General features: G+C 41.3%; 10 protein-coding genes. All 10 read left to right on the top strand.

Annotated elements, in window-relative coordinates:
* The first annotated feature begins 54 nt into the window (after positions 1 to 54).
* The 10 genes from I2I04_RS18655 to I2I04_RS18700 all read left to right on the top strand — a co-directional run bounded on the left by I2I04_RS18655 (position 55) and on the right by I2I04_RS18700 (position 16,253).
* The gene (locus I2I04_RS18655) at positions 55 to 1,044 is read left to right on the top strand and encodes a glycoside hydrolase family 43 protein (RefSeq protein WP_195470119.1); all 990 of its coding nucleotides are present in this window, start codon (positions 55 to 57) and stop codon (positions 1,042 to 1,044) included.
* Positions 1,045 to 1,149: 105 nt separating this feature from the next.
* A complete protein-coding gene (locus I2I04_RS18660) occupies positions 1,150 to 1,722 on the top strand; it encodes an RNA polymerase sigma factor (RefSeq protein WP_195655647.1) in 573 nt (190 codons plus the stop codon).
* 114 nt (positions 1,723 to 1,836) lie between these two features.
* Positions 1,837 to 3,039, top strand: coding sequence for a FecR family protein (locus tag I2I04_RS18665; protein ID WP_195655648.1), 1,203 nt, complete (start codon positions 1,837 to 1,839; stop codon positions 3,037 to 3,039).
* 159 nt (positions 3,040 to 3,198) lie between these two features.
* On the top strand, positions 3,199 to 6,630 hold the full coding sequence (locus I2I04_RS18670; RefSeq protein WP_143256847.1) for a TonB-dependent receptor: 3,432 nt from the start codon (positions 3,199 to 3,201) through the stop codon (positions 6,628 to 6,630).
* 11 nt (positions 6,631 to 6,641) lie between these two features.
* Entirely contained in the window at positions 6,642 to 8,561 is a 1,920-nt protein-coding gene (locus I2I04_RS18675; RefSeq protein WP_143256848.1) for a RagB/SusD family nutrient uptake outer membrane protein, read from the top strand.
* Positions 8,562 to 8,584: 23 nt separating this feature from the next.
* On the top strand, positions 8,585 to 9,907 hold the full coding sequence (locus I2I04_RS18680; protein WP_195470121.1) for a glycoside hydrolase family 76 protein: 1,323 nt from the start codon (positions 8,585 to 8,587) through the stop codon (positions 9,905 to 9,907).
* Positions 9,908 to 9,932: 25 nt separating this feature from the next.
* Positions 9,933 to 11,075, top strand: a complete 1,143-nt coding sequence (locus I2I04_RS18685) for a DUF4972 domain-containing protein (RefSeq protein ID WP_195655649.1) — start codon at positions 9,933 to 9,935, stop codon at positions 11,073 to 11,075.
* A gap of 22 nt (positions 11,076 to 11,097) precedes the next feature.
* Positions 11,098 to 12,564, top strand: a complete 1,467-nt coding sequence (locus I2I04_RS18690; protein WP_195655650.1) for a DUF4972 domain-containing protein — start codon at positions 11,098 to 11,100, stop codon at positions 12,562 to 12,564.
* Positions 12,565 to 12,796: 232 nt separating this feature from the next.
* The gene (locus I2I04_RS18695) at positions 12,797 to 14,053 is read left to right on the top strand and encodes a glycoside hydrolase family 76 protein (RefSeq protein ID WP_195470124.1); all 1,257 of its coding nucleotides are present in this window, start codon (positions 12,797 to 12,799) and stop codon (positions 14,051 to 14,053) included.
* Between the two features lie 28 nt (positions 14,054 to 14,081).
* The gene (locus I2I04_RS18700; RefSeq protein WP_195655651.1) at positions 14,082 to 16,253 is read left to right on the top strand and encodes a hypothetical protein; all 2,172 of its coding nucleotides are present in this window, start codon (positions 14,082 to 14,084) and stop codon (positions 16,251 to 16,253) included.
* Positions 16,254 to 16,276: the final 23 nt, after the last annotated feature.

Genomic DNA, 16,276 nt, shown 5'->3' on the forward strand with positions numbered 1-16,276 from the left:
ATTTCTAGTTGTTTTTTCTCATCTTTGTAGCACGAACTTTAAAATTGATATTGTATGAAACTGAAGCACTTTATTCTTCTTAGTATTATTTGCTGTTCCCAGTCTGTATTTGGACAAAAAGCCAATCAACAACTGAAGACGAGTGGCAATCCTGTATTCCCGGGATGGTATGCCGATCCGGAAGGAGTTGTATTTGGGGATGAATACTGGATTTATCCTACGTATTCAGCACCTTATGATGAACAAACCTTCATGGATGCTTTTTCGTCTAAAGACCTGGTGAATTGGACAAAGCATCCGAAAGTGTTATCAAAAGAGAATATAAGTTGGTTTAAACGTGCTTTATGGGCACCTGCCGTGATTCATGCGAATGATAAATATTATATATTCTTCGGTGCGAATGATATCCAAAGCAATAATGAACTGGGCGGTATTGGTGTAGCTGTGGCCGACAATCCTGCCGGACCATTCAAAGATGCGCTAGGCAAACCTCTGATTGATAAATTTGTAAATGGTGCGCAACCGATCGATCAGTTTGTTTACAAAGACGATGACGGACAGTATTATATGTATTATGGTGGCTGGGGACATTGTAATATGGTGAAATTGGCCCCGGACTTGTTGAGTATCGTGCCGTTTGAAGATGGTACCCTTTATAAGGAAGTAACCCCCGAAAAATATGTAGAGGGACCTTTCATGTTGAAACGTAACGGAAAATACTATTTTATGTGGTCGGAAGGCGGTTGGACCGGACCGGATTATTGTGTCGCTTATGCAATTGCCGACTCACCGTTCGGACCTTTCAAAAGAGAAGCGAAAATATTACAGAGAGATCCCAATATTGGAACAGGGGCCGGCCATCATTCAGTTGTAAAAGGGCCGGGAGAGGACGAATGGTACATCATTTATCATCGCCATCCTTTGGGTGAAACGGATGGAAACGCTCGTGTGACCTGCGTTGACCGTATGTACTTTGATAAAGATGGAAAAATAAAACCCATAAAGATGACTTTCGAGGGAGTAGAGGCAAGCCCATTGAAGTAAAATCTGAAAAGTTCGGCCCATCCGTAATTAATATTTTAATAAAGATGGGCTTTTTTTGATTTATTGTTTTATTTTTGTCCTTATAAATTAAACATACTTATTATAATGAAGTCAGATATACACACTCTTTCCGATTCTCTTTTGTGGAAAAGGTTTCTCGAAGGAGATTCGAGTGCGTATAACCAAATCTATAATCGAACGGTGCAAGATCTGTTTCGATTTGGGCTATTATATACTTCAGACAAAGAATTAATCAAAGATTGCATACATGATGTGTTTGTGAAAATTCACATGAATCGTGCAAAATTGGCCCCAACTGATAATATTGCAGCTTATTTGACGGTAGCGTTGAAAAACACTCTTTTTAATGCGCTTAAAAAAACAACAGACTCTCTTCCATTTGATGAAATAGGTGAGAGAGAAGAAACGGTTGACGAATCCCCTTCCACTCCGGAAACTATATATATTAATAATGAACAGGAACAACTAGTTCAGGCAACCGTACATAATATGATGTCTGTATTGACGGACAGACAGCGTGAAATTATTTATTATCGATATATCAAAGAGATGAGTATCGATGAAATAAGTAAAGTGACAGATATGAATAATCAATCTGTTTCTAACTCTATTCAACGGGCTTTGGGACGTATCCGGGACTTATTTAAGAGAAAATAAGAGAGAATAACCAGCCCATTTTTCCTGCCTACCAAAAAAAAGTGGAAAAAAACTTCGAAAAAGGTGAGTATAAAATGAAAGTACAACTGTTATCCATACGTAAAGACAATGAAAATGATGAACTCTGAACAAAAACATACAGATTTTTCCCTATATACTTTTGAAGAATTCCTTCAGAATGATTTCTTTATTTCTTCCATGAATAACCCTACGGAAGAAACACAGAAGTTTTGGGATGAATTTGAATGGTTGAATCCTTCTAATATAGATGAATATATAGCTGCAAAAAGATATTTGGAGGTTTTTTCAAAAGAGAAAGAAGAAGTGCTTTCAAACGAGGAAACGGATGATTTATGGACTCGTATTCAGGCAACCAATATAAATAAGGAGAAGGCGAAACGTAAGAACTATTTCTTGATAGGATTGAGCTCGGCGGCCAGTGTTGCCATTCTTGTGGGATGTTTCTTCTTGTTAAAGAGTTATTCTTCGATGCTGGACCCGGATATTGCCACCTTTGCAGTGAATACCAAAGCTGATTTGCCTCTGACGGAAGAAACACTGTTGATTTTGGCGGAAGATAACGTAGTGAGCCTGAAAGAAAAAGAAACGGAGATTACGTATGATTCCGTAGAAATCAAAACAAATCAGGAAAGTATACAAAAGGAAAAATCGGCTGCTTACAATCAATTGGTCATTCCGCGTGGAAAGCGATCGGTATTGACGTTTGCCGATGGATCTAAAGTCTGGGTGAATGCCGGCACAAGAGTGATTTATCCGGTAGAGTTTGAAAAAGACAAACGTGAAATCTATGTGGATGGAGAAATCTACATAGAAGTAGCCAGAGATGAAAACCGCCCTTTCTATGTGCGGACCAAAGATATGAATGTCAGGGTGCTTGGTACTAAATTTAATGTAACGGCGTATGAGTCGGAAGCAATTAGAAGTGTAGTGCTGGCGCAAGGATGTGTTCAGGTAGAGACAGCCCGGACTCCGAAAGCGATTTTGGCTCCTAATCAGATGTTCAGTTCTGCCGATGGAAAGGAAAATATATCACAAGTAGATGTAGAACAGGCAATATCGTGGATAAATGGACTCTATTGTTTCCAAAGTGCCGATTTGGGAATAGTCTTGCAACGCCTGTCTACCTATTATGGTGTGAATGTAGAATTTGACCCAGCGCTAAGTAAAATAAAATGTTCCGGAAAAATCGATTTGAAAGACAACTTTGAAACAGTTATTAATGGATTAACCTTTGTTGCACCAATTTCTTATGCCTATGATGAACAGTATAAAACGTATCGAGTAGTAAAGAAATAGATATGAAAAGATAAGATAACAAACTAATCTAACTCCCGTATTTTATGGTAATTATTGAAGAGAGTGGATGATACGAACTATCATCCAGATGGGACTTGTGTGCCCATGAATGTTTAGATACAGAAAATAATATTATGAGAAATTTTTAACATGTTTAATATGAAAAATGCAATTAGAGAACGAAAGAGTAAGGTTCTCGGGCTATTCCTGTGCTTTTTACTTCTTGGAATGGACTACTCTTTCGCAAGTTACAACAATTATTCTCAATTTAAGACCCTTTCGGTCAGCGTGAGTAACTCGACGTTGAGAGAAGTGCTTAAAACAATAGAGAAAAGTAGTCAATTTGTTTTCTTCTATTTAGATGACGCTGTCAATTTAGACCGTAAGGTATCTATCGACAGTAAGAATAAGAATATAGAAGAAATTCTTTCTGAACTTTTTGAAGGTACTTCGTGTACTTATCGGATCTCTGACAGGCAAATATTTATTTCCGGAAAAGCCCCTGCTTCAACCGGGCAGCAACAGAATAAGCGGAAAATATCCGGACGTGTCACTGATATAAAAGGAGAACCGCTTATTGGGGTGAACGTTACTGTGGATGGAGATGCAAACGGTTCAATTACGAATATGGATGGTTTGTATGAGATATTTGTAACCAAGAAGAGCGTAGTGCTTAAATTTACCTATATCGGGTTTAAAACTTCTGAAATACGAACCAATGCTTCGACCAACATTTATGATGTCACCTTGGAAGAACAAGTGAACGAATTGGAAGAGACTGTTATTGTGGGTTATGGTACCCAGCGTAAAATAAGTAATATCGGTGCACAGTCTTCCATGAAGATGGAAGATATTAAGACGCCTTCTGCCAGTTTAACAACTACATTGGCAGGTCGTTTGGCGGGTGTTGTGGCTGTACAACGTACAGGAGAACCGGGAAAAGATGCAGCTGATATCTGGATTCGTGGTATTTCCACTCCCAACACTTCTTCTCCGCTGGTATTGGTGGATGGAGTGGAACGTTCGTTCAATGACATCGATCCGGAAGATATTGAATCGTTGACAACGCTGAAAGATGCATCAGCAACAGCTGTGTATGGTGTACGTGGTGCTAATGGCGTAATTTTGATTAAAACCAAACCGGGAAAGGTAGGAAAACCGACAGTGAGCGCGGATTATTATGAATCGTTTACCCGTTTTACGAAGATGGTCGATTTGGCAGACGGCATTACTTATATGAATGCAGCCAACGAGGCAATGCGTAATGACGGTATTGCTACGAAATATACAGAAGATCAAATACGTAACACGATTGCCGGCAAGGATCCTTATCTATATCCGAATGTGGATTGGTTGAAAGAAATCTTTAATGATTGGGGACATAATCGCCGTGTGAATGTAAATGTACGCGGTGGTAGCGAGAAAGTCGCTTATTATGCATCAGTCAGCTATTTTAATGAGACAGGTATGACGGTGACTGATAAGAATATCAACACCTATGACTCCAAAATGAAATATAGCCGTTATAACTTTACTACCAATTTGAATATCGATGTAACTCCTACTACTAAGGTCGAGATCGGTGCGCAAGGTTATCTGGGAGAAGGAAATTATCCGGCCATCTCTTCTGCCGATTTGTATAATGCGGCAATGTCTATCTCACCGGTTGAATATCCGAAGATGTTCTTTGTTAACGGAGAAGCCTATGTACCGGGAACTTCAACCAATAACAACTTTAATAACCCTTATTCGCAGGCTACACGTCGTGGCTATGATAATCTGACGAAAAATCAGATTTACTCTAATTTGCGCGTCACACAGAATTTGGATATGCTCACGAAAGGACTGAAACTGACTGCTATGTATGCATTCGACGTATACAATGAGATACATGTACATCAGGACCGTGCGGAGTCTACCTACAACTTCCTGGACACTAGTGTTCCTTACGATATGAATGGGCAGCCTATTTTGCAACGTATTTATGAAGGAAGTAACGTGTTAAGCTATAAACAGGAAACGAGTGGTAACAAAAAGACCTATTTGGAGGCTTCCTTGAACTATGACCGGACATTCAACGACGATCATCGTGTCAGTGCGTTATTCCTGTTCAATCAGCAATCCAAACTATTATATCCGAAAGGAACACTGGAAGATGCGATTCCGTATCGTATGATGGGTATTGCCGGCCGTGCCACTTATTCATGGAAAGACCGTTACTTCGCAGAATTCAACATCGGTTATAACGGCGCCGAGAACTTTTCGCCTAAACATCGTTTCGGAACTTTCCCTGCATTTGGTGTAGGGTGGGTTGTTTCAAATGAGAAATTCTGGCAACCTCTGTCGAAGGCAGTTTCTTTCTTGAAGATACGTTATACGGATGGTAAAGTGGGTAATAGCGAAGTTTCCGACCGTCGTTTTATGTATCTGGATCAGATGAAAGAAAATGGAGACTATGGTTATAAATTCGGACCGAATGGAACTAAGTGGTCCGGTTATGAAACAGTGAATATGGCTGTTGACCTGATTTGGGAAGAATCTCGCAAACAAGACTTGGGTATTGACCTTAAGCTATTTAATGACGACCTGTCTATTGTGTTCGACTTGTTTAAAGAACGTCGTGAAAACATCTTGTTGAAGCGTGAACATTCTATACCTTCATTCTTGGGATACAACACATCTGCTCCTTACGGAAACATCGGTATCATAGAAAATAAGGGATTTGACGGAACGATCGAGTATAACAAGCGTATCAATAAAGACTGGGTAATTGCGCTTCGTGGTAATGTCACCTTTAATAAGGATAAATGGATTCAAGGAGAATTGCCGGAACAGAAATACGAATGGATGAACCAATATGGGCACAACATCAATGGAGTGAAAGGATATGTTGCCGAGGGACTGTTCACTCAAGCTGAAATAGATGATATGGCACGTTGGGAATCTTTGTCGGATGCCAATAAAGCAATTACTCCCAAACCGTTTGCGTCACAGTTTGGAACAGTGAAAGCCGGAGATATCAAATACAAGGATTTAAACAATGACGGTCAGATAGATGCATACGACCAGACTTACATTTCTCGTGGTGATGTGCCGACAACTGTCTATGGTTTCGGGTTTACAGTAGGTTGGAAAGACTTGTCTGTGGGCATGATGTTCCAGGGAGTGGCAGGAGCCGAACGTGTCTTGAACGGTAGCAGTATTAATCCGTTTAATGGCGGTGGTGGTAGTGGTAACCTCTACTCTAACATTGGCGACCGTTGGACAGAAGATAATCCGGATCAGAATGCCTTTTATCCGCGTTTGTCTTATGGAAGCGAAACAACCAGTAACATTAATAACTTCCAGAGAAGTACCTGGTGGGTGCGTAACATGAACTTCCTGCGTTTGAAGACATTGCAGATATCTTATAATCTGCCGAAACCTTGGGTGAATAAAGTTCATCTGAAGAATGCGGCTGTATACGTAATGGGAACTAACCTGTTCACTTTGAGTCGTTTCAAATTGTGGGATCCGGAGTTGAATACCGATAATGGTGCTTCTTATCCAAATACGACTTCTTATTCAGTTGGTATTAATTTCACATTCTAAACAAAAAGATAATGAAAAAATATAATTATATAATCGTTAGTTTGCTGGCGTGTCTCTTGACGACATCTTGTAATGACTATTTTGACCAGGTGCCTGATGACCGTTTATCACTAAAGGAGATTTTCACAACTAGAGATGGAGCCTTGCGGTATCTTTCGAACGTATACACATTCTTACCGGATGAATTTAACCAACGTCAGGTGCACGAAACAAGTCTGTACCGTACTCCCGGTCCCTGGACAGGCTCCAGCGACGAAGCAGAGTGGACAAATGACAATAAAGGGAAATTGATAAATAACAACTCTATCGATGCGACTGAAGGAACGATGGTATTGTATCGCTGGAAGAGCTGGTTTTCTGGTATTCATGAAGCGGCAGTATTTACAGAAAATGTAGATCAGGCACCGCTGACTGTTACAGAAAGAAATCAATGGAAAGCGGAAGCAAGAGCTTTGCGGGCGATCTACTATTTTTATTTAGTGCGTACTTATGGTCCGGTTCCTTTGCTTGAAAAGGATTTCCCGATGGATACTCCGAGCGATGAGTTGCAGCTCCCGCGCAATACAGTAGATGAGTGTTTCGATTTTATCGTATCAGAACTGAGGGGTGCGCAAAACGATGGTTTGCTGGACGATGCTTCTACCGACAAAGTGTCCGGATATGGCCGTATTGATAAGGCGATTGCACAGGCATTTATCATTGAAGCATTGACTTATCGTGCCAGCTGGTTGTTTAATGGAGAGTGCAATTTCTATTCAGACTTGGCTAACACGGACGGAACAAAACTGTTTCCTAACAAACCGGACGAAGCTACCAAACGTGCCAATTGGCAGAAAGTGATTGATGAATGTAACACTTTCTTCTCTAATTACGGAACTCGTTATCATCTGATGTATACCAATAAGGACGGTGTTTCTGTTTCCGGTCCGGACTCGGAAGGATTCAGCCCGACGGAATCTTATCGCCGTGCAGTAAGAACCCTGTTTTCTGAAATGGGTAACAATAAAGAAATGATTTTCTATCGTTTGGATAATGCTGCCGGAACCATGCAGTACGACCGTATGCCAAATAGATCCGGTAATACGACCAATTATAGGGGTGGTAGTTTGTTGGGAGCAACCCAAGAAATGGTAGATGCCTATTTTATGTCAAACGGAGAATCCCCTATTTCCGGTTATAGCGCTGACGGAGTCACTCCGATTATCAACGAAAAATCCGATTATGTAGAAGAAGGAGTTTCTACAACAGAATACAAAGGAATAGACGGTACTTTATATGCACCGACAGGAACCAGAATGATGTATGTTAATCGTGAACCTCGTTTCTATGTAGACATTACCTTTAGTAATTCAAGATGGTTTGATGGAACAGAAGGCGATTATATAGTAGATTTCACTTATAGCGGAAGTTGTGGTAAAGAACAAGGTAGCAATGACTACACGAGTACAGGTTATTTGGTACGCAAAGGAATGGATTCCGGCGACCGTAACCAGAACTTGGTTTGTGTGCTCTTGCGTCTGACTAATATTTATTTTGACTATATCGAAGCACTTGCGCATGTCAGCCCGACTCATGAAGACATTTGGACGTATATGAACATGATCCGTAAGCGTGCGGGTATTCCGGGATACGGTGAAACTGTCAATCTGCCTAAACCGACTACAACGGAAGAAGTCATGGAGCTGATCCGTAAGGAGAAACGCATTGAATTGAGTTTTGAAAACTGCCGTTATTTTGATGTACGTCGCTGGGGATTGGTAAATGAGTATTTCAACAAGGCAATTCACGGCATGAATGTCAATTATGACGGAAATGAATTCTTTAAACGTACGGAGATTGTGAAGCGTATTTTTGACCGTCAGTACTTCTTCCCTATACCACAGGGCGAAATTGATATTGATAAAAACTTGGTTCAGAATACAGGATTCTAAATACTGATTATAAAATAGAAATTATGATGAAACAATATATTTTCTCTGCAGTTTGTCTCATGTCCGGTGCCCTTTGTATGTCCTCTTGCAATGAGGATAAACAGGCAAAGCCATATACTCCGGATTACGAGATTGTCCCGGAGTATACCAATGCGGATACCTGGACTGCCTATGAAGCATTTAATGATAACTTACTGGACCCCGATAAGAACATTTATAAAACAAGTACCGCTTATACTGCGGCTACAGACCGTAATAACGGAGCTGCCGCTATCTGGTGTCAACCGATCTATTGGGACATGGCTATGAACGCATATAAACGTGCAAAAGCGGATGGGGATGCGGAAAGAGAAAACAAATACAAGCAGTTGTGTGATGATTTGTTTGCCGGAAATAAAGCACATTATGTAAACTTTGATTTCGATAATAATAATGAGAATACCGGCTGGTTTATCTATGATGATATACAGTGGTGGACCATTACTTTGGCACGTGCTTACGAATTATTTAAAGTGGAAGAGTATCGCAGTCTGGCAGAAGCAAGTTTTGCACGTGTGTGGTACGGCTCTCCCCGGGTAGGTGATACGGGTTCCTATGCAGATCCTGAAAAGAATTTGGGTGGAGGTATGTTTTGGCAATGGCAGCCTATCGGCAATCCGAATGAAAATGTAGCCGGCGATGGTAAGATGGCTTGTATCAATTTCCCGACTGTAGTAGCTGCATTGACCCTTTACAACAATGTTCCTGCCGATCGTGTGGCTGATCCGAATCCGGAAAGCTGGAGTAATAAGTACGGTGATTTTACCCGTCCGCATTATGAAACGAAGGAAGCTTATCTGGCAAAAGGAAAAGAAATCTATGAATGGGCTGTGAAGAATCTGGTAGACAGTAATACCGGAGAAGTTGCCGACAGCAAACATGGTGAAGGCAATCCGGCATGGTCGGACCATGTATACAATCAGGCTACTTTTATCGGAGCTTCGTTATTGCTTTATAAAGCTACCGGTGAGAAAACATATTTGGACAATGCAATTTTAGGAGCTGACTATACAATGAATACCATGTCCGGAACGTACGATTTACTGCCGTTTGAGAGTGGCGTGGAACAGGGTATTTATACCGCTATCTTTGCGGAATACATGGCCATGCTGGTGAACGATTGTGGTCAGACCCAGTATATACCGTTCTTGAAACGTAGCATTAATTATGGCTGGGCTAATCGCGACCGGACACGTAATTTGTGTGGTGGCGAATATCATAAGGCACAGATAGAAGGCGCTACTATTGACAGCTATAGTGCATCCGGAATACCGGCATTGATGTTATTGTTTCCGGCAGATAAATAATTGTAACCCATAAAAAAGAAGAATAATGAATACGAAATATTCAAATTGGAAAATGTGGTATTATGTGTTGTGCATGGTACTGACACTTCAATTGGCGGCTTGTTCTGAAGAAATGCATGACGAGTATACCGCGGCTCCTGAAATAGAAGATACCTATATCGACCAACTGGATGTATTGATTGCTGAAATGACCGATTTGCAGCAAAATTCAGACTACGGAGATAAGAAAGGACAGTATCCCACCGAAAGCCGGGCAATTCTGACAGATGCGATAGATGATGCCAATCGTGCGGTACTTTTAATCAAATATCAGAAACCCTCTCCGTCGGAAAATGAGAAACAACGCTATGTGGCAGAAGCCAAGGCGGCTATAGAACAGTTTGAGAGCACGGTCCGTACGGAAGATGCTGAAACGACACCGGCTGAACTGTTTGTGGACGGACGTGGTGACGGTGGTTCTTATATCGATTTCGGACGTAGCGAAGAATATGTCAATTTCGGAACCGAAGGAAACCAAGCCTTTACTGTTGAGTTTTGGGTGAAAGTAACCAAAGGTGGTGGAAAAGACCAGAATGTGTTCCTGTCAACTTACATGGGCGGTGACGGATGGCGTAACGGCTGGATGATGTATTGGCGTAATGCAGACGGTGGTATTTATCGTGCAACTTGGGGCGAAACAGGAGGAAATATCTGTGAACCGTCACTAAAGGCACCGGAAGATGGAGAATGGCAACATTTCTTGTTTGTGTACAGTGATAAAGGCTTGCCGGGCAATCCGGAGCTTCGTGCGAAGTTGTATGTGAACGGAGAAGTGAAAACAACCGAGGGAAGCGTGGGTAGCAGATTCTATAATTCGAGCAACTATGCCAACTATAATGCGCCGATGACTGCTTTCGGACGTTATATGCGTACCAGTGATAATCTGTTTGAAGAAGGCTTTGCCGGTTATATGAAGAAAATCCGTATCTGGAAAAGCGCAAAGGATGACAAATATATTCAGAATTCTTATAATGGAACGGCTGAAGTGACAGGTAAAGAGGCAGATTTGGCGGCAGCATGGGATTTCATGACCAAACCTTCCGGTTCGGGTAATGAAGTAATAGATTTGACAGGTCGTCATACTGCTAAGATTATCGGTACTTACGAGTGGCAACGTATTGTTGAATAATAATGTAAAAACGATGAAAAACATGGAATGTTTAACTAATAAATGGAGAGAGGGAGCAATGCTCCTCTCTTTCCTCCTGATTTCTTGTCTGGCAGGGATATTTACTGCTTGTGACGATATTGAGGACGAGTATATAACAGATACACCATTAAGTATCTTGCAGGAAAGCCGTACGTCATTGAATTATTTATTGAAAAATTCGACCTACGGAACTGCTCCCGGGACATATCCTGAAACCGGAAAGGATATATTAAATGCGGCTATTACCGAGTTGGATGCACTGATAGCACGGGTAGAAGCTGGTGAAGAACTGGATGAGACAGCTTTGGAAGCAGCTGTAGCAAAGGTAAATCAGGCGATTGATGAGTTTAAAAATTCAAAATATTACAATCTGTCTCCGGAAGCACAGCAATATATCAATAATTTGCTGGCTAAGGCGGATGAAATACTTGCGATTGCTAACGATGAAACGAAATGGGGAAATCATCAGGGACAATATCCGGTAGAAAATAAGTCGGTTTTGGAGAGTGCAGCTAAAGACTTGGAAAGTCTGGCTGAAAGAATCAAATCCGGTTCCATCACAGATATGACGCAGGAGATTTATGATGAGGCTATTGCTACTGCCGATAAGAAAGTAGAAGAAGTAGAAGATTCTGCATGGCCGGATAACAGTCAGATTACCTGGAATCTGTTTGTAGACGGAAATGCCGGTTCTTATATAGACTTTGGCTATAGCGAGGATTATGTGAAGTTTGGAGAGGATGACAATCAGGCATTCACGATTGAACTTTGGGTGAATATTAAAGAATATTGTAATAAACAGGGAGAAGACAACTGTACTTTCCTTTCTACCATGACCAACGATCCTTATTGGAGCGGATGGCGTGCACAGGATCGTACAAAGGGATTATTAAGAACAATGGTTGCTCACTGGCAAGATAATAATTACACAAATCCACAAGAATGGGAACCGGGATGGAAAAAGTCGGACAACTGGACCAAAGATCGTTGGACGCATTATGCATTCTTGTTCAGGGATAAGGGACTGCCGGGATTTGATACTCCGACAGATGTGAAGTGTTATTCTATGATTGACGGTACGAGACAAGGTGAAATCATTCGTGTGGGTGAGCCTTGGAGAACGTATATCAATAAACAATCCATAGTCAATCAGATTCACATGACCGGATTCTGTATGATGGACAATAATAGAAATCGTAACGAATGGTTCTCCGGTTACATAAAGAAGATACGTATCTGGAAAACAAACCGGACAGAAAATCAGGTATATGCTTCTTATATGGGTAATGAAGAAGGTGTAAGTGCCGATAATCCGAATTTGGTAGAAGCCTGGGATTTTGAAGTGAAAGGTGATCAGCCTACTCAAAGTGCTACCAGCACAATAACAGGTTTGAAAGGCCATACGGCAACATTGGTTGGCAATAACTGGCAATGGGTTGAATCCACAGACATTACAGATAATAAATAATTGTTTACCGGGATGAGTTTTCAATAGGTAGATTAAATATTCCCCTTATCTCTGTCATAAGGACAGAGTGAGGGGAAATTATTCTCCAATAACCCTTTATTAATCCTTTATTTTTATTGTAGAAAAGTGTTTTGGTCTGTATTTGTTCTTTATTGAATAAATATTATCGTTTTTTTTCAGCTATTTCTGCAATCTTTGTAACAGGAAAAATACTATAAACTTATAAACTATCATGAAAGGCAAAATTCTTTTGGCTCTGACACTACTATTGGGAGCATCAACTACTATATGGGCAGTCGGCAATTCAGGAAAAGCAAACCAGAAGCATGCATATACTAACGAAGATGTATGGGCAGCTTATGAAGGATTTAACAATACACTACTAGACTCCAGTAAATATATTTACAAGACAAATTCTTCCTATCCAAGTGCTGTTGACCGTGGCAATGGAGCAGCGGCTATCTGGTGCCAGCCTATTTATTGGGATATGGCAATGAATGCTTATAAACTGGCAAAGGCACAGAAAGACAGAAAGAAGACAAGTTATTATAAAACACTCTGCGAGAAAATATTCGCAGGGAACAAAGCGCAATATTGTCAGTTTGATTTTGATGATAACAATGAAAATACCGGCTGGTTCATCTACGATGACATCATGTGGTGGACTATCAGCCTGGCACGCGGCTACGAACTTTTTGGAGTGGACGAATATCTGAAACTCTCGGAAGCCAGTTTCAAACGTGTATGGTATGGCTCGGAAAAAGTCGGTGATACCGGTTCGTATGACAAAGAAAACGGAGGTATGTTCTGGCAATGGCAGCCCATTCAAAATCCGAAACCGAATAAATTCGGTGATGGAAAGATGGCATGTATCAACTTTCCGACAGTTGTTGCGGCATTAACCCTCTACAATAACGTGCCTGAAAATAGAAAAGAATCGACCGACAAACGGCCGGATTATCAGACGAAAGCTCAATATCTTGCCAAAGGTAAAGAAATCTATGAATGGGGAGTGGAAAATCTGTTGGATAAAGCAACTGGAAAGATTGCTGATAGCCGTCATGGAAATGGCAATCCCGCCTGGAAAGCACATGTCTATAATCAGGCAACCTTTATCGGAGCCTCCATACTGCTTTATAAAGCGACCGGAGAGAAACGTTATCTGGACAATGCTATTCTTGCGGCAGACTATACAGTGAAAGACATGTCTGCAGAACATAAAGTGCTACCTTTCGAAGGTGGTATTGAACAGGGTATCTATACTGCCATCTTTGCGGAATATATGGCATGGTTGGTGTATGATTGCGGACAAACCCAATATCTCCCGTTCCTGAAACGTACCATCAAAACAGGTTGGGCAAACAGAGATAAGACACGGAACGTATGTGGAGGCGAATACTATAAAAAGTTGTCGGAAGGTGCGGAAATCGACAGCTATTCTGCTTCCGGTATACCGGCATTGATGCTTTTGTTTCCGGCTAAGAAGTAAATAGAAAACGACACAGAACCACGTAAAAATGAATAATAAACAACTACTGATTATATTCAGCCTGTTATTAACCGGCAATTATGCTTCTTTTGCTCAAACTCAAACGGCCAAAGACAAGGAAGCAAAAACGACTTTTCAAACTGCCGAACCCTGGAAACCCGAAACAGATGTGCGTGCTGATGCCACGATGGTGTATGGCACGCTGGATAAAAAGGGTGTTTCTTTTGAACAGCGTGTTCAGTCGTGGAGAGACAAGGGGTATCAGACGCAATTTATGACCGGAGTGGCATGGGGAGACTATAAAGACTATTTTCTCGGCAAATGGGATGGAATAGACGGTCACCTGAAAGAGGGCCAGCGGGATCGTAATGGAAACGAGATAGCCCACGGACACTTGATTCCTTACATTGTGCCTACCGAAAGTTTTATCCGTTATATGCAGGAAACGCAGATAAAGCGGGTGATTGATGCCGGCATTACTTCCATCTATCTGGAAGAACCGGAGTTCTGGATGCGTGGCGGATACAGCGAGGCTTTCAAGTCCGAATGGCAGAAATATTATAATTTTCCTTGGAGACCTCAACATGAATCTCCCGAGAATACCTATCTCTCCAATAAATTGAAATATCATCTCTACTATAATGCATTGGATAAGATATTCACTTATGCGAAAGAATATGGCAAATCGAAAGGATTGGATGTGAAATGCTACGTGCCTACTCACTCTTTGATTAACTATACTTCCTGGCAGATTGTAAGTCCGGAAGCCAGTCTGGCTTCATTGGATTGTGTAGATGGTTATATCGCACAAGTGTGGACAGGTACTGCCCGTGAACCGAACTTCTATAACGGTGTAAAGAAAGAGCGTGTATTTGAGAATGCTTTTCTCGAATACGGATGCATGAAATCCATGACTGCCCCTTTAAATCGTAGAATGTATTTCCTGACCGACCCGATTGAAGACCGTGCCAAAGACTGGTTGGATTATAAGATCAATTATCAGGCCACTTTTGCCGCACAGTTAATGTATCCGATGGTGGATACTTATGAAGTGATGCCATGGCCGGATCGTATTTATCAGGGATTATACCGGATAGCAGGAACGGATCAGAAAGAACGTATTCCCCGTTCGTATTCTACGCAAATGCAGGTGATGATTAACACTTTGAATGACATTCGCACTTCTGACAAACAAATCAGCGGTACGCACGGCATTGGTGTATTGATGGCAAATTCGCTGATGTTCCAGCGTTTCCCGGATCATAACGGATATGACGATCCACAATTCTCCAGTTTCTATGGACAAACCTTGCCTTTACTGAAAAGGGGAATTCCGGTGGAACTGGTACACATGGAGAATACTCCGTTTAAAGATACTTTCAACGGACTTCAAGTGCTCGTAATGTCTTATTCGAATATGAAACCGATGAAATCGGAATATCATAACTATCTGACAGACTGGGTTAAAAAGGGAGGTACGTTGGTGTACTGTGGAGAAGATGTCGATCCTTATCAAACAGTTTTAGAATGGTGGAATACGGAAGGAAACGCATACAAAGCCCCTTCGGAACATCTGTTTGAGGCGATGGGCTTGTCCCGCACTCCCAGTGATGGAACCTATCGATTTGGGAAAGGCACCGTGATTGTCATGCGCGAAGATCCGAAACATTTTGTATTAAAGGGCGGGAACGACCGGAAATACTTTGAAACGATTGCATCCGCTTATCAGAGTAAAACAGGTAAGAAGATAGAAATCAAAAACAATTTTATGGTGGAACGTGGTCCTTATACGATTGCGGCAGTAATGGATGAGAGTTCTTCTAAAGAGCCTTTGAAACTGTCGGGATTGTATATCGATTTGTTCGACAAAGACCTGCCGGTATTGACTGTCAAGCAGATTAATCCCGGTGAACAGGGGTATTTGTACGACTTGAATAAAGTATCGGGTAAAGTTAAAGCAAAGGTACTTTGTGGAGCCTCCCGTATTTATGATGAAAAAGTAGGGAAGCAAAGCTACTCGTTCGTAGCTAAAAGTCCGTTACATACGACGAATGTATCAAGAGTCCTTTTGCCACGTAAACCTGGAAAGGTCTTGGTAAACGGAAAGGCAGAACAGTCTGAATGGGATGAATCTTCCAAAACTCTTTTATTGCGTTTTGAGAATGACCCTGCCGGAGTGAATGTATCGATAGAATGGTAAATAGATTAAATAAATAGGTGAAT

Origin of the sequence: Bacteroides sp. 1001136B_160425_E2 (genome assembly GCF_015559655.1) — a bacterium.
GTDB classification, from domain to species: domain Bacteria; phylum Bacteroidota; class Bacteroidia; order Bacteroidales; family Bacteroidaceae; genus Bacteroides; species Bacteroides luhongzhouii.

Coding starts and splice junctions, on each gene's coding strand:
- I2I04_RS18690 (WP_195655650.1), top strand. CDS start 11,098: ATGGAATGTTTAACTAATAAATGGAGAGAGGGAGCAATGCTCCTCTCT.
- I2I04_RS18680 (WP_195470121.1), top strand. CDS start 8,585: ATGATGAAACAATATATTTTCTCTGCAGTTTGTCTCATGTCCGGTGCC.
- I2I04_RS18665 (WP_195655648.1), top strand. CDS start 1,837: ATGATGAACTCTGAACAAAAACATACAGATTTTTCCCTATATACTTTT.
- I2I04_RS18675 (WP_143256848.1), top strand. CDS start 6,642: ATGAAAAAATATAATTATATAATCGTTAGTTTGCTGGCGTGTCTCTTG.
- I2I04_RS18695 (WP_195470124.1), top strand. CDS start 12,797: ATGAAAGGCAAAATTCTTTTGGCTCTGACACTACTATTGGGAGCATCA.
- I2I04_RS18685 (WP_195655649.1), top strand. CDS start 9,933: ATGAATACGAAATATTCAAATTGGAAAATGTGGTATTATGTGTTGTGC.
- I2I04_RS18660 (WP_195655647.1), top strand. CDS start 1,150: ATGAAGTCAGATATACACACTCTTTCCGATTCTCTTTTGTGGAAAAGG.
- I2I04_RS18670 (WP_143256847.1), top strand. CDS start 3,199: ATGAAAAATGCAATTAGAGAACGAAAGAGTAAGGTTCTCGGGCTATTC.
- I2I04_RS18700 (WP_195655651.1), top strand. CDS start 14,082: ATGAATAATAAACAACTACTGATTATATTCAGCCTGTTATTAACCGGC.
- I2I04_RS18655 (WP_195470119.1), top strand. CDS start 55: ATGAAACTGAAGCACTTTATTCTTCTTAGTATTATTTGCTGTTCCCAG.